Annotated in this window: 21 protein-coding genes; 11 read left to right on the top strand and 10 right to left on the bottom strand. The window is 72.3% G+C overall.

Translation table 11 applies throughout. The features are described 5' to 3' along the window. Positions 1-83 precede the first annotated feature (83 nt). The 4 genes from K7C98_RS28020 (at position 84) to thrC (ending at position 5,554) form a co-directional block, all read left to right on the top strand. A complete protein-coding gene (locus K7C98_RS28020; RefSeq protein ID WP_224194850.1) occupies positions 84-2,897 on the top strand; it encodes a DEAD/DEAH box helicase family protein in 2,814 nt (937 codons plus the stop codon). 16 nt (positions 2,898-2,913) lie between these two features. Beyond that, entirely contained in the window at positions 2,914-3,309 is a 396-nt protein-coding gene (locus K7C98_RS28015) for a hypothetical protein (RefSeq protein ID WP_224194849.1), read from the top strand. 56 nt (positions 3,310-3,365) lie between these two features. Further along, positions 3,366-3,689: a YbjQ family protein gene (locus K7C98_RS28010; RefSeq protein WP_431312843.1), complete on the top strand. Its 324-nt coding sequence runs from the start codon at positions 3,366-3,368 to the stop codon at positions 3,687-3,689. A 479-nt stretch (positions 3,690-4,168) separates the two neighbouring features. After that, positions 4,169-5,554: a threonine synthase gene (thrC, locus tag K7C98_RS28005; protein ID WP_224194847.1), complete on the top strand. Its 1,386-nt coding sequence runs from the start codon at positions 4,169-4,171 to the stop codon at positions 5,552-5,554. Positions 5,555-5,576: 22 nt separating this feature from the next. On the opposite strand, the gene K7C98_RS28000 is transcribed toward thrC, so the two are convergent. Next, positions 5,577-5,867 (bottom strand): polyhydroxyalkanoic acid system family protein, encoded by a 291-nt coding sequence (locus K7C98_RS28000; protein ID WP_224194846.1) that lies wholly within the window; start codon positions 5,865-5,867, stop codon positions 5,577-5,579. A 210-nt stretch (positions 5,868-6,077) separates the two neighbouring features. On the opposite strand from K7C98_RS28000, the gene K7C98_RS27995 reads away from it, so the two are divergent. Next, the gene (locus tag K7C98_RS27995) at positions 6,078-6,965 is read left to right on the top strand and encodes a penicillin-binding transpeptidase domain-containing protein (protein ID WP_224194845.1); all 888 of its coding nucleotides are present in this window, start codon (positions 6,078-6,080) and stop codon (positions 6,963-6,965) included. 23 nt (positions 6,966-6,988) lie between these two features. Here the strand turns inward: K7C98_RS27995 and K7C98_RS27990 are convergent, their stop codons facing one another. The 3 genes from K7C98_RS27990 to hxsA4 are packed head-to-tail and all read right to left on the bottom strand — an operon-like array spanning position 6,989 to position 9,183. Continuing rightward, the gene (locus K7C98_RS27990) at positions 6,989-7,870 is read right to left on the bottom strand and encodes a hypothetical protein (protein ID WP_224194844.1); all 882 of its coding nucleotides are present in this window, start codon (positions 7,868-7,870) and stop codon (positions 6,989-6,991) included. Positions 7,871-7,901: 31 nt separating this feature from the next. Further along, complete coding sequence (hxsC4, locus tag K7C98_RS27985) at positions 7,902-8,951, bottom strand: radical SAM protein HxsC4 (protein ID WP_224194843.1); 1,050 nt, start codon at positions 8,949-8,951, stop codon at positions 7,902-7,904. After that, entirely contained in the window at positions 8,920-9,183 is a 264-nt protein-coding gene (hxsA4, locus tag K7C98_RS27980) for a His-Xaa-Ser repeat protein HxsA4 (RefSeq protein WP_224194842.1), read from the bottom strand. The genes hxsC4 and hxsA4 overlap by 32 nt, the downstream gene beginning before the upstream one ends. A gap of 166 nt (positions 9,184-9,349) precedes the next feature. Here hxsA4 and K7C98_RS27975 point away from each other — a divergent pair, with 166 nt between their 5' ends. The 3 genes from K7C98_RS27975 (at position 9,350) to K7C98_RS27965 (ending at position 11,604) form a co-directional block, all read left to right on the top strand. Beyond that, on the top strand, positions 9,350-10,252 hold the full coding sequence (locus tag K7C98_RS27975) for a hypothetical protein (protein ID WP_224194841.1): 903 nt from the start codon (positions 9,350-9,352) through the stop codon (positions 10,250-10,252). A 221-nt stretch (positions 10,253-10,473) separates the two neighbouring features. Next, the gene (locus tag K7C98_RS27970) at positions 10,474-11,202 is read left to right on the top strand and encodes an OmpA family protein (RefSeq protein ID WP_224194840.1); all 729 of its coding nucleotides are present in this window, start codon (positions 10,474-10,476) and stop codon (positions 11,200-11,202) included. A gap of 15 nt (positions 11,203-11,217) precedes the next feature. Next, the gene (locus K7C98_RS27965; protein ID WP_224194839.1) at positions 11,218-11,604 is read left to right on the top strand and encodes a hypothetical protein; all 387 of its coding nucleotides are present in this window, start codon (positions 11,218-11,220) and stop codon (positions 11,602-11,604) included. Between the two features lie 144 nt (positions 11,605-11,748). On the opposite strand, the gene K7C98_RS27960 is transcribed toward K7C98_RS27965, so the two are convergent. The 3 genes from K7C98_RS27960 to K7C98_RS27950 all read right to left on the bottom strand — a co-directional run bounded on the left by K7C98_RS27960 (position 11,749) and on the right by K7C98_RS27950 (position 17,736). Beyond that, positions 11,749-14,994, bottom strand: coding sequence for an error-prone DNA polymerase (locus K7C98_RS27960; RefSeq protein WP_224194838.1), 3,246 nt, complete (start codon positions 14,992-14,994; stop codon positions 11,749-11,751). Positions 14,995-15,005: 11 nt separating this feature from the next. Beyond that, the gene (locus K7C98_RS27955) at positions 15,006-16,637 is read right to left on the bottom strand and encodes a Y-family DNA polymerase (RefSeq protein ID WP_224194837.1); all 1,632 of its coding nucleotides are present in this window, start codon (positions 16,635-16,637) and stop codon (positions 15,006-15,008) included. Between the two features lie 355 nt (positions 16,638-16,992). Then, entirely contained in the window at positions 16,993-17,736 is a 744-nt protein-coding gene (locus K7C98_RS27950) for a hypothetical protein (protein WP_224194836.1), read from the bottom strand. A 187-nt stretch (positions 17,737-17,923) separates the two neighbouring features. Between K7C98_RS27950 and K7C98_RS27945 the strand changes: the two genes are divergently transcribed. Then, positions 17,924-18,835, top strand: coding sequence for a cation diffusion facilitator family transporter (locus K7C98_RS27945; protein ID WP_224194835.1), 912 nt, complete (start codon positions 17,924-17,926; stop codon positions 18,833-18,835). A 13-nt stretch (positions 18,836-18,848) separates the two neighbouring features. Here K7C98_RS27945 and K7C98_RS27940 read toward each other — a convergent pair whose 3' ends face one another. After that, entirely contained in the window at positions 18,849-19,100 is a 252-nt protein-coding gene (locus K7C98_RS27940; protein ID WP_224194834.1) for a hypothetical protein, read from the bottom strand. A gap of 845 nt (positions 19,101-19,945) precedes the next feature. Here K7C98_RS27940 and K7C98_RS27935 point away from each other — a divergent pair. After that, positions 19,946-20,602, top strand: a complete 657-nt coding sequence (locus K7C98_RS27935; protein ID WP_224194833.1) for a peroxiredoxin — start codon at positions 19,946-19,948, stop codon at positions 20,600-20,602. Between the two features lie 71 nt (positions 20,603-20,673). Here the strand turns inward: K7C98_RS27935 and K7C98_RS27930 are convergent, their stop codons facing one another. After that, a complete protein-coding gene (locus K7C98_RS27930) occupies positions 20,674-21,819 on the bottom strand; it encodes a DUF3570 domain-containing protein (RefSeq protein WP_224194832.1) in 1,146 nt (381 codons plus the stop codon). After that, positions 21,804-22,028: a DUF4266 domain-containing protein gene (locus tag K7C98_RS27925; RefSeq protein WP_224194831.1), complete on the bottom strand. Its 225-nt coding sequence runs from the start codon at positions 22,026-22,028 to the stop codon at positions 21,804-21,806. The genes K7C98_RS27930 and K7C98_RS27925 overlap by 16 nt, the downstream gene beginning before the upstream one ends. A 109-nt stretch (positions 22,029-22,137) precedes the next feature. On the opposite strand from K7C98_RS27925, the gene cmk reads away from it, so the two are divergent. Beyond that, the gene (gene cmk, locus K7C98_RS27920) at positions 22,138-22,848 is read left to right on the top strand and encodes a (d)CMP kinase (protein ID WP_224194830.1); all 711 of its coding nucleotides are present in this window, start codon (positions 22,138-22,140) and stop codon (positions 22,846-22,848) included. Positions 22,849-22,948 lie beyond the last annotated feature (100 nt).

Here is a 22,948-nt window from a genome sequence, read left to right as displayed (position 1 = left end):
TCGTAATCACGCGCCTGCGGGCCGTCGCCGGCGCAGGTCCGCCGCGATTGCCGGCGGGGCCGGCGAGCCCGTACAATGGCCGCGTGTCCGACGGGACAGGCGCGAGCGAGCTGGCCGCGAACGCGAGCGCGAGCGCGTGGCGTCGCGGCGCGGTGATCGAGGTCCGGCCGCTGCGATCGCTGCGCTCGATCGACGAGGCGTCTCCGGATGAACTCTCCGACATATTCTCGCTCGTCGGCGCCGTGCAGCGCGAGCACATGCCGGACGGCGGGCGGGTGGAATTCGTCCATGGCGCTGGAAATACGCTGGTGATTCGCGTCCACCCGATCGCGCCTGCCCACCCGCTCCGGGCGTTGCGAGGCTTCGTGCCGGGGCAGGAGGTGCCGCTGGTCGACGTGCTCCGCGCGGGGCTACGGCTGGCGACGAAGGTGGATATCGTCGCGGCGTTCGTGATGCTGTCGGGGCTGCGCGAGATCAAGGACGATCTCGAGGACGCGCTCGAGCGCGGCGCGCACGTCCGCCTGTTGACGGGTGACACCCTGTCGATCACAGATCCCGCGGCGCTGGGGGAGCTGCTCGCCCTGGCCGGCGAGCACGAGCGCCTGGAGGTGCGAATGTACTGCTCTCCCAAGGGACAGACGTTCCACGCCAAGGCGTACGTGTTCGTCGCCCACGACGACGTCGGGATCGCGTACGTCGGCAGCAGCAACCTGAGCCGGTCGGCGCTGAATCAGGGGATCGAGTGGAACCTGCGCGCGGTCGCGGAGCAGGCCGCATTCGCCGAAATCCGGGCACGTCTCGCGGCGCTGTGGGAAGATCCGCGCTCGCAACGGTTGACGCCGAAGCTGCTGGCGGATTACCGCGAGCGTCGTCCAGCCGCGCCGCCGGCCGTCGAGGCGTTCGACGTGCCACCCTTGCCGCCGACTCCGCACGCGATCCAGGTCGCGGCGCTCGCCAAGCTCAAGCTGTCCCGAGAGTCAGGCGACCTGGGCGGTTTGGTGGTCCTGGCCACCGGGCTGGGCAAGACGCTGCTGTCGGCGTTCGACTTCGCGACGACCGGCTGGTCGCGGGCGCTGTTCGTCGCGCACCGCGAGGAGATCTTGAAGCAGGCCCGCGCGGCGTGGGGCAGGGTGCTGCCGGGTCGCTCGCTCGGACAGTGGTTCGCCGGCAAGCGCGACGAGGGCGCCGATGTCGTGTTCGCGTCGATCCAGGCGATCACGCGGGCGGACGCGCTGGCGGCGGTGGATCCCGAGCGCTTCGATTATGTCGTGATCGACGAGTTTCACCACGCCGAGGCGGCGACCTACAGGCGCCTGATCGACCATGTGCGTCCGAGGTACCTGCTCGGCCTCACGGCCACGCCCGAGCGCGGTGACGGGGCCGATCTGCTCGAGTTGTGCCACCAGAACCTGGTCTTTCGGGCAGGTCTCGTCGCCGGCCTCGAGGCGGGGCTGCTGGCGCCGTTCCGCTACCACGCGATCCGCGATGGCGTCGATTACGCGCAGATCCCGTGGCGATCGGGGCGCTTCGACGAGGCCCTGTTGACACAGGCGCTCGCCACCCGCGAGCACGCGAGCGCGGCGTTGCGGGCGCTCGACGAGCACGCGCCGCGCGGGGATCGGCGGGTGCTGGTGTTCTGCTGCAGCGTCGCGCACGCGGACTTCATGGCGACGTTCCTGCGCGAGCAGGGCGTCGCGGCCGCGGCGGTGCACAGCGGTCCGACGTCGGCGCCGCGGGCCGAGTCGTTGCGCCGCTTCGCCGCGGGCGAGCTCGCGGCGTTGACGGCGGTCGACCTGTTCAACGAGGGCCTCGACGTGCCCGACATCGACGCGGTGTTGATGCTGCGTCCGACCGAGTCGCCGGTCGTGTTCCTGCAGCAGATCGGCCGCGGGCTGCGGCTCGGGCGCGATCGACCGAAGTCGCACCTCACGGTGGTGGACATCGTCGGCAATCACCGCTCGTTCCTCGACAAGCTCGACGCCCTGCGCGCGCTGCTCGACAGCGGCCTCGGGCGGGTCGAGGTGCTGCGGGCGCTCCGCGGCGAGACGCTGGCGCTGCCGCCCGGCTGCGCGGTCGAGCTGCCGACCGTCGTCATCGATCTGCTCGAGCAGCTGTGCGTGCGCGAGCGGGAGGCCGACGCGCGCCCGGCGGTGCTGGGGCTGGTGCCGCCGATCCAGCTCAAATTGAACCACAACCACGCCGATCCGATCCTGATGCTGAATCGGGAGCGCCGGCCCGACACGCCGCAGGGCGAGGTCGAGGTCGAGGTCGACGGCGAGCCGTACGTGCTCAGGTTCGTCAAGATCGCGGTGAATGTGGCGACAAGGCCAGGTTCGAAGGACAATGTCCTTCCGGACATCTTGCGCCGGTGGTTCGGGGCGCGCGCCGGGTGGGGCAAGGAATTCGTGACGCTGGCGCGCCGCCACGGGCGCTGGCGGCTCGAGCCCGTGCGCGAGGAGGTGGCGCCGATCCGCCGCGGGGTGCCGTTTTACCGCGAGCTGGCGGTGGCGGCCGGCCTCGGCCCGCTGAGCCACGCGGAGCCGCGGGCGGAGGTCGCGGCCATCCGCGCGGCGATCGCGGTCGACGCGAAGCGGCACTTCGTCGTCCAGATCGAGGGCGACTCGATGGACGGCGGCGAGACGCCGATCCGCGACGGCGATCTGGTGCTGTGCGAGTGGGTGCGCGAGCGGTCGCTGCGCGAGGTCGAGGGCCAGCCGTGTGTGCTGGCGATCGCCGACGGGCCGGAGCTGGCCGAGGTCGTGCTCAAGATCCCCGTCCAGGACGGGCCAGGCTGGCTGCTGCGGAGCCGGAACCCGAGGGAGCCCGATCGGCGGCTCGCCGCCGGCGTGGATGTGCGCGTGGTCGCCCGGGCGCTCGGACCGGTCGCGCTGGCCTGATATCATCTCGCCCGCGATGGTCGACGATCCCGAGGCGCGACGGGTGTCCGAGCTGCTCGACCGGCTCACGCGCGGTGAGCTGTCCGAGGCCGAGGCCGAGGAGCTCGAGCTGTACGCGCAGGCCGATCCGCAGCTGCGGGCGGCGATCGAGGCGAGGAGCAGCCAGGCGGCGCTCGGCGGCGGGTGGCTGGCGCGGGTCGAGGCGGACCACCGGATCGCCCACGCGGAGCGGTCGCCACGCGTGCTGCTCGAGCGCGGGATCGGCGGCCTGCTGGTGGCGGTCGGCGTGGTCGCGTGGGCGGCCATGCCGCTGCTCGGGCCGGGGATGGTCGTGGCCGGTCTCGGCGTGCTACTGCTGTCGTGGATCCGCGTCAATCACCGCCAGGACCCGTACAAGGACATTCAGCGATGAGCAGCACCCCCGCCGTCCTCCACGCCGCCGACCTCGCGCACCGCCGCGCCGGCGACATGCTGCTGACGACCACCGAGTCGGTGCCCGGGTACCGCGTCGTCCGCGTGCTCGGGTTGGTCCGCGGCAACACGGTCCGCACGCGCAACCTGGGGCAGGACTTCCTGGCCGGGCTGCGCAACATCGTCGGCGGCGAGGTGACGCAGTACACGGCGATGCTGTCGCAGAGCCGCGAGCAGGCGCTCGACCGCATGCGCGCCGAGGCGCTCGCGCTCGGCGCCAACGGGATCATCGGCATGCGCCTGGCGACGTCGACGGTGATGGCCGGCGCGGCGGAGATCCTGGCCTACGGGACCGCCGTCGTCCTCGCGCCGGTGGAGTAGGGCGCCCGCCGCGACGTCGGAGGCCGCCCGGCGCCATCACGGTCGCGCTCGGCCGCTGCGCGATGCGACCGGCATCTCGGCGACGGGTCCCGCCGGTCGTCCGTGCCGTGGTCATGAGATGGCCAATCAGACATGGGCACATGGACATGATGCATGGGAAATGTCGCATGAAGCATGTTTGAAAGAACATGGACGGATAGCCATGTTCATGGAGACATGGTCGATGAGACACTGTATATAAAACATGTTTACATGGACATGTCCTTCGCGTACACGAACAGCGACGGCGTCGACGCCGTGGTCCGAGGGCGCGTGTGCCGGCGCGTCGTCTGTCCCGGGGAGGGCTCCTGGGTCCTGGCTCGCGGTCGCGGCGCCCGCGGTCCTGGCGAGCCGGAGGCCGGCGAGGGGCGCGGCCTGGGCCGCCGCGGGCGGGCGATCCGGGCGCGGCCCGGCGGGCGGAACTGTGGCATCCTGCGCGCGTGACCTACGCCGCCTGGTTCCAGTGCTTTCGCGGTTGTCCCGGCCGATTCGGCCTCACCGAGGTGATCTATCGCTGCCCGCGGTGCCAGGGCCTGCTCGAGGTGCAGCACGACCACGCGGCGCTGCGCTCGCGCTCGGCGGCGGCGTGGATCCGGCTGTTCGACGAGCGCTACGGGCGGACGCAGTGGCCGTTCGGCAGCGGCGTGTGGTCGAAGCTCGAGTGGGTGCTGCCGCAGATCGATCCGGGCAACGTGGTGTCGCTGTTCGAGGGCAACTCGAACCTGCTGTGGGCCGAGCGCTACGGCAAGTCGATCGGGCTCGACGACCTGTGGGTCAAGCAGTGCGGGATCAGCCACACGGGCTCGTTCAAGGACCTGGGGATGACGGTGCTGGTGTCGGCGGTGAAGCAGGCGATCGCGGAGGGGCGACCGATCCGCGCGGTCGCCTGCGCGTCGACGGGCGACACGTCGGCGGCGCTGGCGGCCTACGGCGCGGCGGCCGGGATCCCGGTGGTCGTGCTGCTGCCGGCCGGCAAGATCAGCGCGGCGCAGCTGATCCAGCCGGTCGCCAACGGGGCGATCGTGTGCAGCCTCGACACCGACTTCGACGGCTGCATGCGCGTGGTCCAGCGCCTCACCGAGGACCCGGGCATCTACCTCGCCAACTCGATGAACTCGCTGCGCGTCGAGGGCCAGAAGACGGTGGCGGTCGAGATCGTGCAACAGTTCGACTGGGAGGTGCCCGACTGGGTGCTGATCCCGGGCGGCAACCTCGGCAACGTGTCGGCGCTGGCCAAGGGCTTCGAGATGATGCTCGAGCTCGGGGTGATCGCGAGGCTGCCGCGGCTCGTGTGCTGCCAGGCCCAGCGCGCCGATCCGTTGTACCTGGCGTTCGCGCGCGCGCAGGCGGAGGGGCGCGCGATGACGGAGGAGGACTACGCGCCGCAACACGCGCAGTCGACGCTGGCGTCGGCGATCCAGATCGGAGCGCCGGTGTCGCTGCCGAAGGCCGTGCGCGCGCTACAGCGCTGCGACGGGCTGGTCGAGGAGGCGAGCGAGGCCGAGCTGGCCGACGCGGCCGCCCTGGCCGACCGCTCGGGGATGTTCAACTGCCCGCACACGGGAGTGGCGCTGGCGTGCCTGCAGAAGCTGGCCCGTCGCGGGGTGATCGGCCGGCGCGAGCGCGTGATCGTCATCTCGACGGCCCACGGGCTCAAGTTCACCGAGTTCAAGGCCCGCTACCACGAGAGCAAGCTCGAGTTCCCCAGCACGTACGCCAATCAGCCGGTGGCGATGGGCAGCGAGCCCGACGAGGTGGTGGCAGCCCTGCACCGCGTGCTCGATGCGCGCGCGAGCCAGGGGATATGTCCTTCGGGACAGGTGTGAGTCGGGCGCGGCTCGCCGGCGCTCAGGCGAGCAGCTTGTCGAGCTCCTCGTTGACCCGATCCTCGACCCGACCCTTGAAGGCCCGCAGCAGCAGCGGGAGGGCGACCTGGACGCGGACGCCGGCGTCCTCGACGCTGATGGTGCCGGTGGTGCCCTTGGCGGGGCCCTGGGGGGCGTTGAACGAGAGGTCGTCGCCCTTCCACTGCCAGCGGATGCCGAACTTGGTCTCGAGGCGGCGCGCGAGCGCCTCGGTGCGCTCGCGCGCGGTCGCCTTGCCGAGCGAGTTCGCGCGACGGATGTCGATCTGGGCCATGACGGTCTACCTCCGGACGAGAGACCAACATGAACGGGGCAGGCGGCGCTGTCCAGGCGGCGCCGCCATAGGCTGTCCCTCGGGACATGTGGTGAGGTGCAGGGGCCGATGAGCCGCCGGCAGAGCGAGCCGCGGCGGAGGTCGGAGGCGACGGGCTGTGGTTCCGCTGCGGCTCGGGAATGCGCGGCCGGGTTCGCGCGTCGTGCCGCCATGCGCCGGTGGCTCGGCCTCGCTCTGTTCGTCGTACCTGCGTGCGCCCGGCCGGCGGCCCCGGTCGCGCCGCCTGCCGTGGCGGCGGTCGCTGCTCAGGCGCGGGGCGCCGAGAGCCCGGCGCCCGCGGTGGTCGAGCGCGTCGATGCGTCGGCGCAGGAGTTGTTCGCGGCGGCGCAGGTCGAGGGGGTGTTCGTGCTGCGCTCGCTGACGACGGGCGAGCAGATCGTGAGCGATGCGCGGCTGGCAGGGGTCGGCGAGCTGCCGGCGTCGACCTTCAAGATCCCCAACGCGCTGATCGCCCTCGAGCGCGGGGTGCTGGGCGGCGCCGACGCATCGCTGCCGTGGGACGGGGTCGAGCGCGAGGGCCCGCGGGAGTGGAACCGCGACCACACGCTGGCGTCGGCGCTGCGTGACTCGACCGTGTGGTTCTTCCAGGAGGTGGCCCGGCGTGTCGGGCCGGAGGCGATGCAGGCGTCGCTGAAGGCGTTCGCGTACGGCAACGCGGACATCGGCGGGGGGATCGATCGCTTCTGGCTCTCGGGTCAGCTGCGGATCTCGCCGCGCGAGCAGGTGGAGTTCATGAGCCGCCTGCACCGCCGCGCGCTGCCGGTGGCCCCCGCGCACTGCGCCCTGGTCGAGCACATGCTGACGCGCGCCCAGGCCCCCGGCTGGTCGTGGCGTGGCAAGACGGGGCTCACGGAGCACGACGGGCTCGCGGTCGGCTGGCTGGTCGGATTGGCCGAGCGCGGCCCGTCGACCTGGGCCTATGCGCTGATGATCCGGACGCCCGAGAAGGAGCTCGAGCGCCTGATCCCGCTGCGAGTCGACCTGGCGCGGCGGCTGCTGGTCCGCTTCGGGGCGCTGCCCGAGGCGGCGGGGCAGTGACGCGACCTTCGGGACAGGTGTCGTCAGGACGCGCGGCGGGGGCGGGCGATGTGGAAGTCGGGGCAGGTGTCGGCGTCGGTGGCGATCCAGGTGTGCGGTCCGGCGGCCGACTCGCGCAGGCGGGCGTCGACGGCGCGCCACAGTTGATCGAGGTTGGGCGGCAGCAGGCAGGTGGGCACGAACTCGGCCGGGTCGGCGAGGTCGCGCCAGATCTGCTGGCAGTAGGCGAGCAGGTCGTTCTCGTAGAAGCGGGCCAGCGGCGCGGGGACGAGCGGGCCGCGGTGCCAGCGGCGCAGGCCGGCCGCGAGGGCGCGGCCGAGGTCGAGGAGCAGCGGGCGCGGGACGAGGTGGGTCAGCAGCAGGTGCTTGGTGATGTCGTGCTGGACGCCGAAGAAGTGGTAGTCGCGGCCGGCCCGCACGCGCCGGGGCTCGGGCAGGCGCAGGCGGGCGGCCGCGCCGAGCGCGGCGTAGTAGGCGGCGCTGCCGAGGGCGAGCGGGACCTCGCCGCGCAGGTTGCCTTCGAGCCATGTTCGTTTGTTCATGGCCGAATAGGCAGCTTGATAGTAGCGCGGGCGCGGGCCGAGCGCGGGGACGCGGGCGAGCAGGCTGGCGGGGGCGGGCGTGGCGTCGATGAAGCCGCGGGCGTCCCAGCCGAAGCCGAGCTGTCGCAGGTACGCGCGGACGGCCGGGTGGCCGCCGAGGACGTCGACGCGGCCGACGACGACGGCGTGCGCGGGCGCGTCGTGGGCGGGGAAGCGGAGCAGGAGGCCGTGGGCGTCGCGGGTGGTCGCGGGCGCGACGCCGAAGCGGCGGCGGTAGGCGGCGAAGAACGGCGCGAGCAGGGCGGCCTCGGCGTCGGGGCCGGCGGGGTCGGGCAGCGGCGCGGTGGCGGCGTCGAGGAGCATGCGCGGCCTCGCGGGGGTCGGCGGGCGGACGTCAGGCCACCGGGGCGAACTCGTCCCAGCCGTAGCGGCGGAGGTAGTTGCCCCACACGCCCTCGCACACGCGATCGTAGCGGCAGCCGGCGCACTCGGGGCGCTTGTGGCGGGCGCTGTCGTCGAGGTCGGCGCGGCGCACGGCGACGAGGCCACCGTCAGGACCGGAGCGCCGCTCGGCCAGGCGGTCGGCGGGGATCAGATCGGTGTGCACGGCCACGGGCGGCTCGAAGTGGACGTAGTCCTCGACGTAGCCGCGGTTGTGATCGGGCAGCCGGGTGGTGGTGCACAGCGGGATGTCGACGAAGAAGGCCTGGACCTGGCGCTCGCGCGCGCTCGCCTGCTGCAAGAAGACCTCGGCGGCGCCGGCGATCTCGGTGTACGTCGGGAACAGCTGGTCGAAGAAGGTGTTGGCGCGGCCGTTCGCCTGCATGACGTTGAAGACGACCTGGTCGACCCCGCGCTCGCGCAAGAACACGTAGATGTCGTGGAGGTGCGGCAGGTTGCGCTTGGTGACGACGGTGCTGGTGTGCAGCGCGACGCCGAGGCGCTTGTAGCGGGCGATGGTGGCGATGCCGGCGACGGTCTGCTCGTAGCTGCCGGGCGTGCGGGTGAGGCCGTCGTGCAGCTTGGCGGTGTGGCCGTGGATGCTGACGTAGACCTTGTTGAGGCCGGCCGACAGCAGGAGGCGCGCGTAGCGGTCGTAGCTCAGCGCGCGGCCGTTGGTCATCATGCTGATCTGGCGCGCACCTGCCTCTTTCGCCATTTTCACCCAGACGGGCAGCCGCTGGTTGGTGGTCGGCTCGCCGGAGGTGAAGCACACCTCCTCGAAGGCGTCGTGCTGGCCGAGGATCCAGCGCACGGTCTCGTCGGTGGTGGCGGAGTTGACGACGTAGCGGCCGTCGCGGTCCTCCTCCATGCAGAAGATGCAATTGTTGTTGCACACCGCGCCGGTCAGGATATGCACCCGCGGGGCCTTGCCGGCGATCCGCGCCTCGATCGCGCCGGCAGGCGAGCGCTCACCAGGAGCCGTGGGAGCCGTGCGATCCATGCGAGCCGTGGGAGCCGTGCGAACCGTGCGAGCCGTGGGAGCCGTGCGAACCGTGCGACGCGTGGCCCGGATCGCCGGGCGCGAAGGTTGCCGCGGCGACGAGGTCGCCGCTCGGTACGCCCGTCTCCGCGTACTCGAGCGCCTTGTCCGAGATCTCACGATGCTCGGGACCTAGCACTGCGCTGGCCTTCTTGCGAAAGGAGACAAGGTCGTCAGGATCAGGGGCGGCCATGGCTGCACCATAACCGAACTCCGCGCGCGTCGCTGGACGGGCCTGTGAGCTCGCGCGTGTCGGTGCGAAGCGGCGGTAGCACCAGACAGGCGGCTCCAGAAGGCGGCCTCGCCGACAACTTGACACCGGCAACGACGCTCCGTAGCGTCGCAGAAGAGCTCTTCGCATGCAGATTCGGGCACTTTCCCTCGCATTCCTGGCCGCTGCGGGCTGTAGCGACGACTGGCTGCCGGCGGGTTCCGGGGTGCCCACGAGCATGCCGGAGAGCACGTCGACCGGCACGGGAGAGTCGCCGACGACGTCCACGGAGGGGACGACCGCCGCCGAGGCGACGACGGGCGAGCCGACGAGCGGCGATACGAGCGGGACGACGGCCGATCCCTCGGGCGGGGGGATGTGCAACCTGTACGACCAGGACTGTCCCGAGGGCCAGAAGTGCACGGCCTACGCCAGCCCCAACACGTTCATCCCCGAGGGCATCAAGTGCGTGCCGGTGCAGGACGACCCCAAGGCCCCCAACGAGCCGTGCTCGGTCGGGGGCGACGGCCTCGGCGACGACAACTGTGCGCTCGGCACGGTCTGCCTCGACCTCGACTACGACGGCTCGGGCTTCTGCCTGCCGTACTGCACGGGTGACTCGCAGAACCCGATGTGCGAGGGCAGCGACACCACCTGCGTGAAGCTGTTCTTCGGCTACGACTTCGGCAACTGCTTCAAGCAGTGCGACCCGCTGCTGCAGAACTGCGCCGACGGCGAGGGCTGCTACATGGACGCGATCAAGGTCGGCAACACGAACTTCGTGTGCCTGCCGGTGGTGCAGGGCGGCGCGGAGGCGACCTACCAGGACCCGTGCATCGGCTGGTCGTCGTGCGCGCCGGGCTTCGCGTGCATCTTCGACGCGCTCGTGCCCGAATGCACCTTCTCGTACTGCTGCTCGCCGTGGTGCGACACCTCCGAGGGCGACGCGACGTGCCAGGAGCTCGACGAGAAGATGTCGTGCATCGCCTGGTACAGCGAAGGACAGGCGCCCCCCGGGTTCGAGAACGTCGGTGTGTGCGGGATCCCTTGATGCGTGGGGCGCAAACGGGCGGCTCGCGCGCGTTCGACGCTTGAATGGCCGGGAGCGGCCCTGAAATCGGCGAATCCTGGCGAATTCGGGGATTCGACCAGGTTGTTGGCGAATTGGCTCGAGTCGGTAAAGCTGCCGTAAACTCACCGCCCGGGCCGTCCCGGCGGTGTATCAAAGCCGCCGGGGCCCACTGCGGCCCCACGGAGGAGACTCAGATGCCAATGTCTCGGACAACTCGACTCATCCTGCCGACTCTGCTCGCGGTGTTCGCGTCGCAGGTCGCCGCCTGCGCGCCGACCGTGTTCGACGACGCGACGGCGCTGGCCGTGATCGGGGACCCGCCGCCGTTGCCGGCGCCGCCGCCGCCGCCACCACCTCCCGAGCCGGAGCCGGAGCCGCCGAAGCGCGTGGTGGTCGAGGACAACAAGATCTCGATCGGAGAGAAGATCCAGTTCGACCTCGACAAGGCGACGATCCGCCCCGAGTCGGACGGGCTGATGGCCGAGATCATCTCGGTCATCAAGGAGAACCCGCACATCAAGAAGATCGCCATCGAGGGCCACACCTCGAGCGAGGGCACCGACAAGCACAACCTGAAGCTGTCGGACCAGCGGGCCAAGGCGGTCATGAACTACCTCGTCACCAAGGGCGAGTTGCCCAAGGAGATGTTCACCGCCAAGGGCTACGGCGAGACACGCCTCATCGCCGACGAATCGACGGAGGAGGGCAAGGAGAAGAACCGCCGCGTCGAGTTCAACATCGTCGAGCAGGACGTGACGAAGAAGAAGGTCGAGATCGACCCGAAGACCGGCCAGAAGAAGGTCGTCGAGGAGTCGACGTCGACGGTCGCCAATCCGTCGCCCGAGACCCCGTCCGAGGCCGCGGCCGCTGGAGACGCGGCGGCAGGGGACGCGGCGGCCGGGGACGCGGCGGCCAAGGAAGCCAAGTAGAGGGGAGCCATCAACATGCGTATCACCACCATCCTCAGCTCCCTCTTGCTGGCCGCGACAGCGGTCGGCTGCGCCGGCGTCAAGCGCGACGCCGAGACCTACCGCGCCGACACCCGCACGCTGCTCGAGACCAAGAACAGCGCGGTGAAGGACTGCTACGACCAGGCGCTGGTCGACGACCAGAGCGTCGGCGGCGAGGTCCTGGTCCGCTTCAAGGTCGAGAAAAAGACCGGCAGGCTGTTCGACGTCGCCGTCGACCCGACCGGCACGCAGGCCCCCGAGGCGCTGCAGCAGTGCATCGTCCGGGCCGTCGACGGCCTGGTGCTCGACCCGGTCGACCGCCGCGAGGGCATCGCCTCGTACAAGTACACGTTCAAGGCCAACCCGCCGCAGCAGCTGTGACGGCTGGCCTTCAGGGCAGGTGCGGCCGTCGGGGCGAGGCCCCGGCGGCCGCGCTCGCGATCGGGCCGCCGGGGCGAGGATGTCCTTGGGGTCAGGTCGAGAGACATGTCCTTCGGGTCATGTCATCGCCCGGCTAGCGACGGCTCACGCGAGCGCGTCGCGCGGGTCCCACAGCGCGTCGGCGATCAGGTGGAGCACGCCCTGCTCGCGCTGGAGGCGGCCGCTGACGCCGAGGAGCTGCGCGGTGCGGGCCAGCAGGCCGTGGCGCTCGTAGACGCTGGCCCAGACGATCAGGCTGAGCATGCCGGTCTCGTCCTCGAGGGTGTAGAAGGTGACGCCGCCGGCGGTCGGCGGGCGCTGGCGGCAGGTGACGGCGCCGACGTAGTCGACCTGGCTGCCGCCCGGCAGGCGGGCGACGGCGGCGGCGCCCTCGATGCCGAGGCGGCGCAGGGCCGGGCGCCACTCGGACAGCGGGTGGCCGCGGGTGCTGTGGTGGGTGCGGCGGTAGTCCCACAGGACGGCCTCGCCGGCGGTCAGCGGGGTGAACAGCGGCTGCTGGGCGGGCGGGGCGACGGCCTCGGGCAGCGGCAGGCTGTCGCCCCGCGCGGCTGCGAGGCCGCGGACCCGCCAGATCGCGGCCCGGCGGTCGAGGCCGAAGCCGTGCAGCGCGCCGGCCTCGGCGATGACGTGCAGCGCGGCGGCCGACAGGCGGGTGCGGCGGGCGAAGTCGTCGAGGCTGGCGTAAGGGCCAGGTGCGCCCTCGAGCGCGGCGCGGTCGAGCGCGCCGAGGCCCTTGACGTAGCGCAGGCCCATGCGCAAGGCGACCTTCGAGCTGTCCTCCGGGTCATGCTCCAAAGTGCAGTCCCAGGCGCTCTTGCGCACGTCGATCGGGCGCACCTCGACGTGGTGGCGCTGGGCGTCGGCGACCAGGGTGGAGGGGTGGTAGAAGCCCATCGGCTGGGCGTTGAGCAGGGCGCAGGTGAAGGCGGCCGGGTAGTGGCGGCGCAGCCAGGCGGTGGCGTAGGCGATGAGGGCGAACGAGGCGGCGTGGCTCTCGGGGAAGCCGTACTCGCCGAAGCCGCGGATCTGGGCGAACACCCGCTCGGCGAACTCGCGGTCGATGCCCTTCGCGGCCATGCGCTCGACGATCCGGTCGTGGTGCGGCTCGATGCGCCCGGGGCTGCGCCAGGCGGCCATGTCGCGGCGCAGCTGGTCGGCCTCGCCGGGGGTGTAGTCGGCGGCGAGCATGGCGAGGCGCATGACCTGCTCCTGGAACAGCGGCACGCCGAGGGTCTTGGCGAGCACGCGCTCGAGGCTCGGGTGGGGGTAGACGGTCGGCTCCTCGCCGTTTCGCCGCCGCAGGTAGGGGTGGACCATGTCGCCCTGGATCGGGCCGGGGCGGACGATCGCGACCTCGATGACGAGGTCGTAGAAGGTGGTGGGGCGCAGGCGCGGGAGCATCGACATCTGCGCGCGGCTCTCGATCTGGAACACGCCGACGGTGTCGGCCTCGCACAGCATGGCGTAGGTGGCGGGGTCCTCGGCGGGGATGGTGGCCATCGTCAGGTCGCGGCCGTGGTGGACGCGCACGAGCTCGAGGGCGCGGCGGATCTGCGCCAGCGCGCCGAGGCCGAGCAGGTCGACCTTGAACAGGCCGAGGTCCTCGACGTCGTGCTTGTCCCACTGGACGATCGTGCGCCCGACCATCGCCGCCGGCTCGATCGGGCACAGGGTGTCCACAGGGTCATGTCCCAAGAGGAAGCCGCCGGGGTGGGTGGCGGCGTGGCGCGGGAAGTCGAGGATCTCGCGCGAGAGGCGGAGGAGGTGGCCGTGCAGCGGGATGTCGGGGTCGATGCCGGCGGCGCGCAGCATGTCGGCGTCGAGCTCGGAGCTCCAGCCGCTCTGCAGCTTGGCGGCGCGGTCGAGCAGGTCGGGCGGGGCCCCGAGAGCCTTGCCGACGTCGCGGATCGCCGAGCGCGGGCGGTAGCGGATGAACATCGCCACCATGGCGGCGTTGCGCCGGCCGTAGCGCTGGTAGACGTGCTGGATGACCTCCTCGCGTCGCTCGTGCTCGATGTCGAGGTCGATGTCGGGCGGCTCGGCGCGCTCGCGGCTGATGAAGCGCTCGAACAGCAGGTCCATGCGCACGGGGTCGATCGCGGTGATGCCGAGGCAGAAGCAGACGGCCGAATTGGCGGCGCTGCCGCGGCCCTGGCACAAGATCTGCTGCGAGCGGCAGAACTGCACCAGCTCCCACATGGTCAGGAAGTAGCCGCCGTAGTCGAGCTCCTCGATCAGCGCGAGCTCGCGGTCGAGCTGGGCGGCCACGGCCGGCGGGACGGCGCCGCGGTAGCGCTCGCGGGCGCCGCGGAAGGTCAGCTCGCGCAGCCACGCCGAGCCGGAGGTGCCGTCGGGCAGCGAGCCGCCGGGGTAGCGGTAGCGCAGCTCGGCCAGCGAGAAGCGGCAGCGCTCGGCGACCTCGAGCGTGCGCGCGAGCGCGGCCGGGTCGTCGCGGAACAGCGCGGCCAGCTGCGCCGGCGACTTGAGGTCGTGCTCGGCGTTGGCCCGCAGCATGGCGCCGGCCTGGGCGAGGCTGACGTTGCGGCGCACGCAGGTCAGGACGTCCTGCAGCGGGCGGCGGGCGGCGTCGTGGTAGAGCACCTCGGTGCCGGCGACGACGGGGACATCGAGGCGCCCGGCGACGGCGCGCAGGCGGGCCTCGAGCGGGGCCTCGGCGGCCACGCGGTGGCGGGCGACGAGGGCGTAGAGGCGGCCGGCGAACGACTCGCGCAGGGCCGGCAGCATGTCGGGGTCGAGCGCGAGGGCGACCAGCTCGCGGCCGTGCTCGGGCAGGTCGGCGAGGCGGACCCGGCTGTGTCCCTTGGGACAGGACATGCGCCCGCGCGAGAGCAGGCCGCACAGGTCGGAGTAGGCGGCGCGCGTGGGCGCGAGCAGGATCAAGGGCCGCCCGGGCGGCGGTGCGGCGGCGCGGGAGCGCTGGGCCGGGCGGCCGCGCCGGTCCTGCCTGGCGTGCTCCTTGGCGGCTGGCTTTTTGGACTTGTCCGAATGAGCATGTCCGTCAGGACCTGATACATCGAGCATGTCGGAGAGGGCATGTCCTTCGGGATCGTCGGGCGGGGCCTCGGGGGCGACGCCGAGCAGGTCGTCGGGGTCGCCGATGGTGACCTGGGCGCCGCAGACGAGCGGGAGGCCGAGCTTCTGCGCGGCGACGTGGGCGCGCACGAGGCCGTAGACGCCGTCGCGGTCGGTGAGGGCGAGGGCCTGGAGGCCGTGGGCGTGGGCGGCGGCGACGAGCTCGTCGGGGTGCGAGGCGCCCTCGAGGAAGGAGAAGTTGCTCTTGACCCACAGGGCCGCGGCGCGGACGGTCATCGGCGCGGCTCTCAGTCGAGGATCCCGTGGAGGTACCAGCGGTCGCGCGGGCGGTCGTAGAACAGCCAGGCGATGTCGCCGTGGACGGTCTCGGCGAAGTAGTAGTCGCGCTCGACCTCGCGGGCCCACCAGCCGCCGCTGACCCGGTAGGGGCCGGCCATGCGGACCACGGCGCCGCGGACCAGGCCGCTGGCGGCCAGCCAGTGCTCGTCGGCCTCGTCGCGGCGCGGCAGCGGCAGCGGGCGCGGGAGCAGGCGCCGGCACAGCGGCGGGGCGGCCAGGGCCTCGTGGTGGTTGGCCGGAAGGTCATGGACGATCGGACATGTCACTTCGGACACGGGCTCCCAGGCGAAGCTGGCCTCGGGGAGGTGGGCGGAGCGCAGGGCGGCGCGGGTGACGGCCTGCTCGCCGAAGGCGGCCCGCACGCGGGCGAGGGCGCGGGCGGCCGCGGCGAGGTCGCGACCGCGGCCGCGCAGGAGGGCGAGCTGCTCGGCGCGGGCGCGGGCGCCGAGGCCGACGAGGACGGCCCGCTTGACCGGCGCGGCGAGGACGAGGTTGTCGAGGCGCAGGCGCAGGAGGTCGAGCAGCTGCAGGAGATCGTCCGGCTCGGCCTGCAGCGGCGCGGCCGGCTCGACGGTGGTGACGGCGGGATCCTCGTGGTCGAGCTCGAGCGTCAGCCGGACCAGGACGAGGGCGTCGCCGCCGGTGCAGACCTGGCGTAAGAGACAGGCGATCGGCTCCTTGAGGGCGAACAGCAGCCGCTCGCGGTCGTCGTCGGGTGGGTCGATCTCGAGCGCGAGCTCGGGCGGGTCGTCGAGCTCGGCGGGCCGCAGCGGGGCGTGCTCGCGGCCGCCGGCGCGGGCGTGGAGGGCCGCGGCGGCGCTGCCGAGGCGGGTCCGCACCTCGGCCGCCGGGAGGGCGAGGAAGCCGCCGAGGCTGGAGATCCCGAGCTTTTCGAGGGTGTCCTGAAGGACAGGTGGGAGGTCGAGCGCGGCCAGCGGGACGGCCCCGGCGCGGGCGGCCTCCTCGGCGGGGCTGGCGAGCACGAGCGGCGCGGCGAGCGAGCCGTGACGCGCCAGCGCGAGGGTGGAGTACCGCGAGAAGCCGACGGCGACGCCGGCGGCGTAACCGAGCGCCTCGAGATCGCGCCGCAGGCCGCCGGCCCAGGTCGGGAGATCGCCCTGCAGCCGCTCGAGCCCGGAGGGATCGAGCCAGAAGGCGCCGCGCGGGTCGGCGCACGGCTCGACCCGCGGCGACCGCCGCAGCAGGGCGCGCAGCAGCTCGTCGGCGGCGGCGGAGAGGATGTCCTCGGGGACAGGCTCTGCGTGGAGCTCGGGGACGAGGCTGCGGGCGGCGGCGCAGCGCATGCCGCGGGCGACGCCGCGGCGCCGTGCGGCCTGGCTGGCCCACAGGACCTCGCCGTGCGGGCCCTCGCGGCTGGTGACGGCGACGGGGGCGCCGCGCAGCTCGGGCCGCCGCCGCAGCAGGACCTGCAGCGGAAAGGCGGGCAGGTGGGCGCAGGCGAGGCGCGCGGGGGTCGATGGTTCGCTCCTGTCCTTGGAGTCAGGTTCCGGCCCGCGCCCGGGCCCGCCGCTCAGGACGGGCGCGTCGCGGAAGACTGCGGGCAGCGAAGGACGGACCATGGGAGCAAAGGCGCGCACCAGCGTCGATGCGCGAGCGAGAGCGGAGGAGCGAGCAGCGGCGCGAGCGAGAGAAGATCGGGAGCGATGCGAGAGCGGAAGGCGCGAGCCGCAGCGCGAGCGAGAGGGACGTCGGCGGAGACGAAGAGCCGGGCGCGAGGAGAGCGGGGCGTCAGCGGAGACGAAGAGCGCGGGCGCGAGCGAGCGTGAGAGCGGGGAGCGAGCTGCAGGCGCGAGGAGAGAGGGCGTCCGCGGAGACGAAGAGCTGTCGAGGGGCAGAGCGCGTGGCGATTCGGAGAGCGGGGCGCGGAGCGAGCAGCGGCAGGGCGGGCTGGCGACGCGAACGGCGGCGCGAGCGTCAGACGAGGCCCCAGGGGCCGCGGCGGAGCTCACTGGCGGCGGGGCGCGGGAGGGCGCCCTTGTGCTTGAGGACGTCGGGGTTGACGGCGAACAGACCGGAGCCGCGGCGCTCGCGGCGAGGCTGGAGGCGCAGGCCGACCATCGGGCCGAGCGAGTCGCGCCGGGCCGAGCCGCGGGTGAGGAGGACGACGCGACAGCCGTGGGCGCGCGCGAGCCCGGCCAGGCGCGCCTGCCAGGCGCTGCCGTGCAGTCCTCGGGGACAGGGCCGTTCGGGCATGTTCTCGGGGACATGTTGTCCGGGCGCCGGGGCCGGCCGCTCGCTCGCGTCCGCGCGCGGGGGCGGCGGGGCGCTGAGATCGAGGACGCACAGGCCGTAGCCGCCGGAGCGCAGCAGTAGCTCGGCGGCGCGGGCGATGCCGGCGGAGCCGCGATCCTCGGGGATGTGGACGACGATCAGGGCGTCGAGGTCGACGCCGGAGTCGGCCAGATCGGGCGGGAACAGCGGGCCACCGACCGGCTGAATCCACGCGGTGGTCTCGCCCTCGAGCTGGGCCTGGCGGACCAGCGCGACGGCAGTGGTGAGGCGAGCGCCCGCGGCGCCGCCGGACACCTCGATCAACTTGCCCGGCGCGGCGAGGGTGACGAAGGAGGCGGCGGACTCGGCGGCGATTGAACCTGTCCGATCCGCCAGGTCATTGCCCGAAACGACCTCTTCAACCCCCCTCAGCGCCACGACCGTCATGCGCCAAAGGTACTGAACATTCAATCAGAATCAAAGAAATTTGTGTGTTCCAGATTACGCTCGGAACCGAACGGCGCGGAACTACACATCGCGCGCGACGATGCGCCGCGCGGATGTGCTCGTGCTCGATCTGGCCCGAGGGACAGGTCAAAATGGCCGCTCGCTCGCATGGTAAAACCTGCGGTCGATGGCAGGAGACCACTCGACCGCCCACATCGTCCAGTCGCTCGTCGCCAACCTCCTCATCGCGGTGGCGAAGGCGGTCGCGGCGGCGATCACGGGCTCGGGCGCGCTGCTCGCCGAGACGCTGCACTCGCTGGCCGACTGCGGCAACCAGCTGCTCTTGTTGCTGGGCGTGCGCATGAGCCAGCGGCCGCCGAACGAGAAGCACCCGCTCGGCCACGGCCGCTCGCTCTACTTCTGGTCGTTCATGGTGGCGCTGCTGCTGTTCTCGGGCGGCGGGGTGTTCTCGCTGTACGAGGGCATGCACAAGCTCGGCCATACCGGCGAGGTCGAGAGCGTCGTGGTCGGCCTGGCGGTGCTGGCGCTGTCGCTGCTGATCGAGGGCTGGGCGACGTTGAAGAACATCAGCGAGATGAACAAGCGCCGCCGCGGCAAGCCGTTCTTCCAGTACCTGCGCGACAGCAAGGACTCCGACCTGGTGGTGGTGTTCGGCGAGAACGCGGCCGCCTGCCTGGGCCTGATCTTCGCGCTGCTGGCGCTGGTGATGGCGGCCGTGACCGGCGACTCGCGCTGGGACGCGATCGGGACGCTGGCGATCGGCGTGGTGCTGATCGGGGTGGCGGTGTTCCTCGCCATCGAGGTGAAGTCGCTGCTGGTCGGCGAGTCCGCCGACCCCGAGATCGGGGCGGCCGCCGCGTCGCTGGCGGTCGAGGATCCGAAGATCTCGCGCGTGCTGCGGCTCATCACGGTGCAGCAGGGACCCGGCGAGGTGCTCGTCGCGGTCAAGCTCGGGTTCGCCGAGGGCATGACGGTCGAGCAGGTGGCCGGGGCGATCAACGAGTTCGAGGGGCGACTGCGCGGGCGCTGCCCCGAGGTGAAGTGGTGCTTCGTCGAGCCCGACATCCCGCGCGTGTGACGGGCGGCGGCGATCACTCGGGGCCGGTGTCGAACACGAGCCGGCGCGCGAACTCCCCCTCGACCAGCGCGGCCGCGGCCTCGGCCAGCTGGGCGACGCGGTCGCTGCGGTCGCCGCGGGCGAGGTCGCGGATCTGGTCGAGCAAGGCGCCGTAGGCGGCCAGCAGGCTGCTGCGCGCGCTCGCCAGGGCGTCGGGGGCCGGAGGGGCAGGTGCGCCCGGCGAGGTGGCCGAAGGGACAGCGGAGCACGGGGCGGCGGATGACATGGTCGAAGGGACAGGCGAGCGAGGTGCGGCGGGGGAGGCGGCTCGCGGGGCGGCCGATGAGGTGTCCGCAGGGACGGGTGCCGAGCGCGTATTCTGACTGTTCGGGAGGGCAGGTGACTGCGCCGGCGAGGCGGGCGAGGCGTCTGCAGGGACAGGTGTAGCGAGCGCGTCCTGGATGTCCGGGAGGACAGGTGCCTGTACCGAGACGGAGGCGACGGACGAGGTGTCTGAAGGGACAGGTGCAGTGACGGCGTTCTTGCTGCCCGGGAGGACAGGTTCCCGAGGCGGCGAGGCGGACGCGACGGACGAGGTGTCCGCAGGGACAGGAGTGACGGGCGCGCGGACCGTCGGGAGCGCAGGCGACGCGGCGGCGTCGTGCGGCCACGCGGCGCGGCGGGAGGCCTCGCGGGGGGGGGTCGGCCGGCGCCTGGTCGTCCCCGCGGGGCATGGTGGGCTCGATCCTCTCCGGCTCGTCGTGGTGCATCCTGGCCTCCGGTGCGCGCCCGGTCGTGCAGCCCGAGGTCACGCTGTTCAGGCCCGCGGGGGTCGGGCGGTTGACGGCGGCGACCAGCGTTCCCGGCGGCCGTGAGGGTGTCAACGTTCGATCGGGCGCAGGGCGAGGTCGGGCGCGGCGGTCTGCGTGGATGTCCCCAGAGACAGGTCATGCGGGCGTGCGGCGGTGGGGAGCCGCACGCGCCGGGCGTGGTTGCGGACGAGTCTGGTCGGCGGCAGCCGGCATTTGCACGCCAGGGCGGCGACGGGTGCGGTTTTCGCCCAGGGTCGCGTCGGCTATAGTTCGCGCGCCGCACGGGGCCGCGTGCCCGGCGGTTCAAGGAGAGAGTCCCATGTCTGAAGCGGTTTCTGGCGCGATCCCTCGCATCGGCGAAGTGGCCCCTGATTTCGTGGCCGAGACGACGCAGGGCGTCATCAAGTTCTCGGAGTGGCAAGGCGGCAAGTGGGTGGTGCTGTTCTCGCACCCGGCCGACTTCACCCCGGTTTGTACGACCGAGCTCGCCGAGTTCGCGCGGCGCAACGAGGAGTTCGCCAAGCGCGACGCCAAGCTCATCGGCCTGTCGATCGACTCGATCCACAGCCACATGGCGTGGTTGCAGAACATCAAGGAGCGGCTCGGGGTCGAGATCCCCTATCCGCTGATCGCCGACATCGACATGAAGGTCGCGCAGAAGTTCGGCATGCTGCACCCCGAGGCGAGCAGCACGGCCACGGTCCGCGCGGTGTTCTTCATCAACCCCGACCGCAAGGTGCAAGCGCTCGTCTACTACCCGCTGACGAACGGCCGCAACATCGACGAGGTCATCCGCCTGCTCGACAGCCTGCAGACCTCGTCGAAGCACTCGGTGGCGACGCCGGCCAACTGGCGCCCGGGCGAGAAGGTCATCATCCCGCCGCCGCGCAACGTCGAGGCGCTGCAGCAGCGGATGGCCCGCACCGACATGGAACACGTCGACTTCTATCTCGGCTTCAAGCAGCTCGAGAAGTGAGCGGCCCGGCCGCGGTCCTGCGCTCGCCTCTGCCTATAAGAAGGTAAGAAGGCGGCGCAGGCGGCCGGCGCTCAGAACGGGACCGAGAAGGCGAGGCTGCCGAGGCGGGCGTACGGGCCGAAGCGGTAGCCCTCGGAGTAGAAGACGTGGTTGTAGGTGGCCTGCACCCACGCGCCACGCAGCCAGTGGAGGCCGCGCACCTTGGCGAGGCCGTCGAGCTCGACGGTGAGCTCGGCGCCGGGGGTGTGCGAGTGGAACCGCGTCATCTTCGGATCGGCGGTGCGGTAGATGGTGTCGCTGCCGTAGTTGCCGTCCTCGCGCCAGAACCAGGCGCCGGTCTGCTGGTAGAAGCGGTAGCGCAGGCGCAGGACGACGCGGCGGAGGAAGCGGACGTGGGCGCGGACCTCGGGGGCGTTGGCGAGGATGCCCCAGTCGTCGGCGTAGAAGCGGTAGCGACCCTCGAGGACGAGCGGGGTCTTCGGGATGGCGTAGCGCAGGAAGCCGCTGAGGGCGATCCGCTTGCGCTCGCGCGGGTGCGACTCGTCGAGGCCGTCGCGGACCTTGCGGTAGGGGTTGTCCTGCGGACCCCTGGCGAAGATGCCCTCGAGCAGGGCGCCGCCGAGCAGCCGGCGGGTGAGGGCGTGGGTGTACCCGAGGCCGAGGTAGTGCACCTGCAGGAGGTTGGACTGCTTGCCTGTCTCCGAGGACATCTCCTCGATGTTCATCTTGCCGCCGTACCACGGGATCGCGCGCCCGCCGTACAGCTGCAGCACGGAGTCGAGGTTGGCCGTGTACTGCAGGCTGACGGTGCCGGCCCGGCCGAACACGTCGCGCGCGCCGCCGACGCCGAAGCTGCGCGAGACCCAGTCGCTCTCGGTCGAGTAGCGGAAGAAGCCGCCGAAGGACCACTCCTTGAGCCGCGCGGAGGCCCGCAAGGTGCCCTCGTGGCGGAACTCGGTGAACAGGTAGTCGCCGCCGGTGACGGCCGCCGCGCCGGCGCCGATCGAGGCCGAGGTGACGGCGTCGAGCAGGTACTCGGCGCCGATCGTGAAGCGCTCGTCAGGGAGGTCCTTCTCGACGTAGACGACCGGCGCGAGCACCCGGGTCGAGGTCTCGCGGTAGTAGTTGCCGCGCACGGTGACGCGATCCTCGGCCGCGAGGTCGCGGGCGACGAGGAGCGACACGACGCAGGCGCAGACGACTAGCCGCAGCCGCATCCGCCACCTGCGGCGCCGTGGCCGCCGAACCCGCCCTCGCGCGCCGATTCGACGTGCGACTGGAACTTCTCCTCCATGCCCTCGACGGCAGGGTTCATCTCGGGGCGGCTCAGGACCTCGCGCTCGGAAGGACGAACCGTGGCGCAGCCGGCGGGGATGACGACGGCGGCGAGGACGAGGGCGACGAGGCGCGCGGGTCCGGCGAACATCGGCCCGACCTTAGCCGCAGAAATCTCGCGGCAGCAAGGCCCCGCCGTTCCGGCATTGTCGCCGCGTCGCACTTGTCAGCGCGGCGCGCCTGGTCTATCCCCCGTGCGAATGGGCCTCCTGATCGTCATCGACGGGCCTGCGGGCGCGGGAAAGAGCACGGTCGCGCGCCGCGTGGCGCGACACTTCGGGCTGCCGGTGCTCGACACCGGCGCCATCTACCGCACGCTGGCCCTCGCGGCCCGCGAGCGCGGGATCGCGTGGGACGACGAGGCGGGGCTGGTGGCGCTGGCGGCGGACCTGCCGATCCGGTTCGAGGCGGCGACCGGCGAGGGCGGCCCCCGCGTGCTCCACGACGGGCGAGACGTCACGCAAGCCATCCGCACGCCGGAGATCTCCGAGGGCTCGTCGCAGGTGTCGGCGCTGCCGGCCGTGCGCGCGAGCCTGCTGGAGATCCAGCGCCGGCTCGGCGTCCACGGCTGCGTGGCCGAAGGTCGCGACCTCGGGACCGTGGTGTTCCCCGATGCGCCGCACAAGTTCTTCCTCACGGCCAGTGACGCCGTCCGCGCCGCCCGTCGCCAGGCCGAGCTCGAGGGCGCAGCGCTGGCAGACGTCCTGCGCGACCTGAACCGGCGGGACGAACGCGACCGGTCGCGCGCCACGGCGCCGATGACCCGGGCCGAGGACGCCGTTCTGGTCGATTCCAGCGACCTCGACGCCGACGCGGTGGTGGCCGCGATCGTGTCCGCCGTGACCTCCAGGCTGCAGGGCGCGGCACAGGCCGCCGGCGGGCCGGTTGACGGGTCGCCGAAAAGCGCCTAGCTTCCCCCCGCTCGCGTAGGCCAGGGTGGCGTGCGTCGTGCCGTGTCCGCAAGGTCACGTCGCGAGGCCCCCACTGGAGAGCCGGCGCGGGTTGGAAGGA

Origin of the sequence: Nannocystis pusilla, from assembly GCF_020073745.1 — a bacterium.
In the GTDB taxonomy this organism is placed as follows: Bacteria; Myxococcota_A; Polyangia; order Nannocystales; family Nannocystaceae; genus Nannocystis; species Nannocystis radixulma.
The sequence above is the reverse complement of the archived record's forward strand: the minus strand, read 5'-3'. Positions and strand labels throughout refer to the sequence as shown.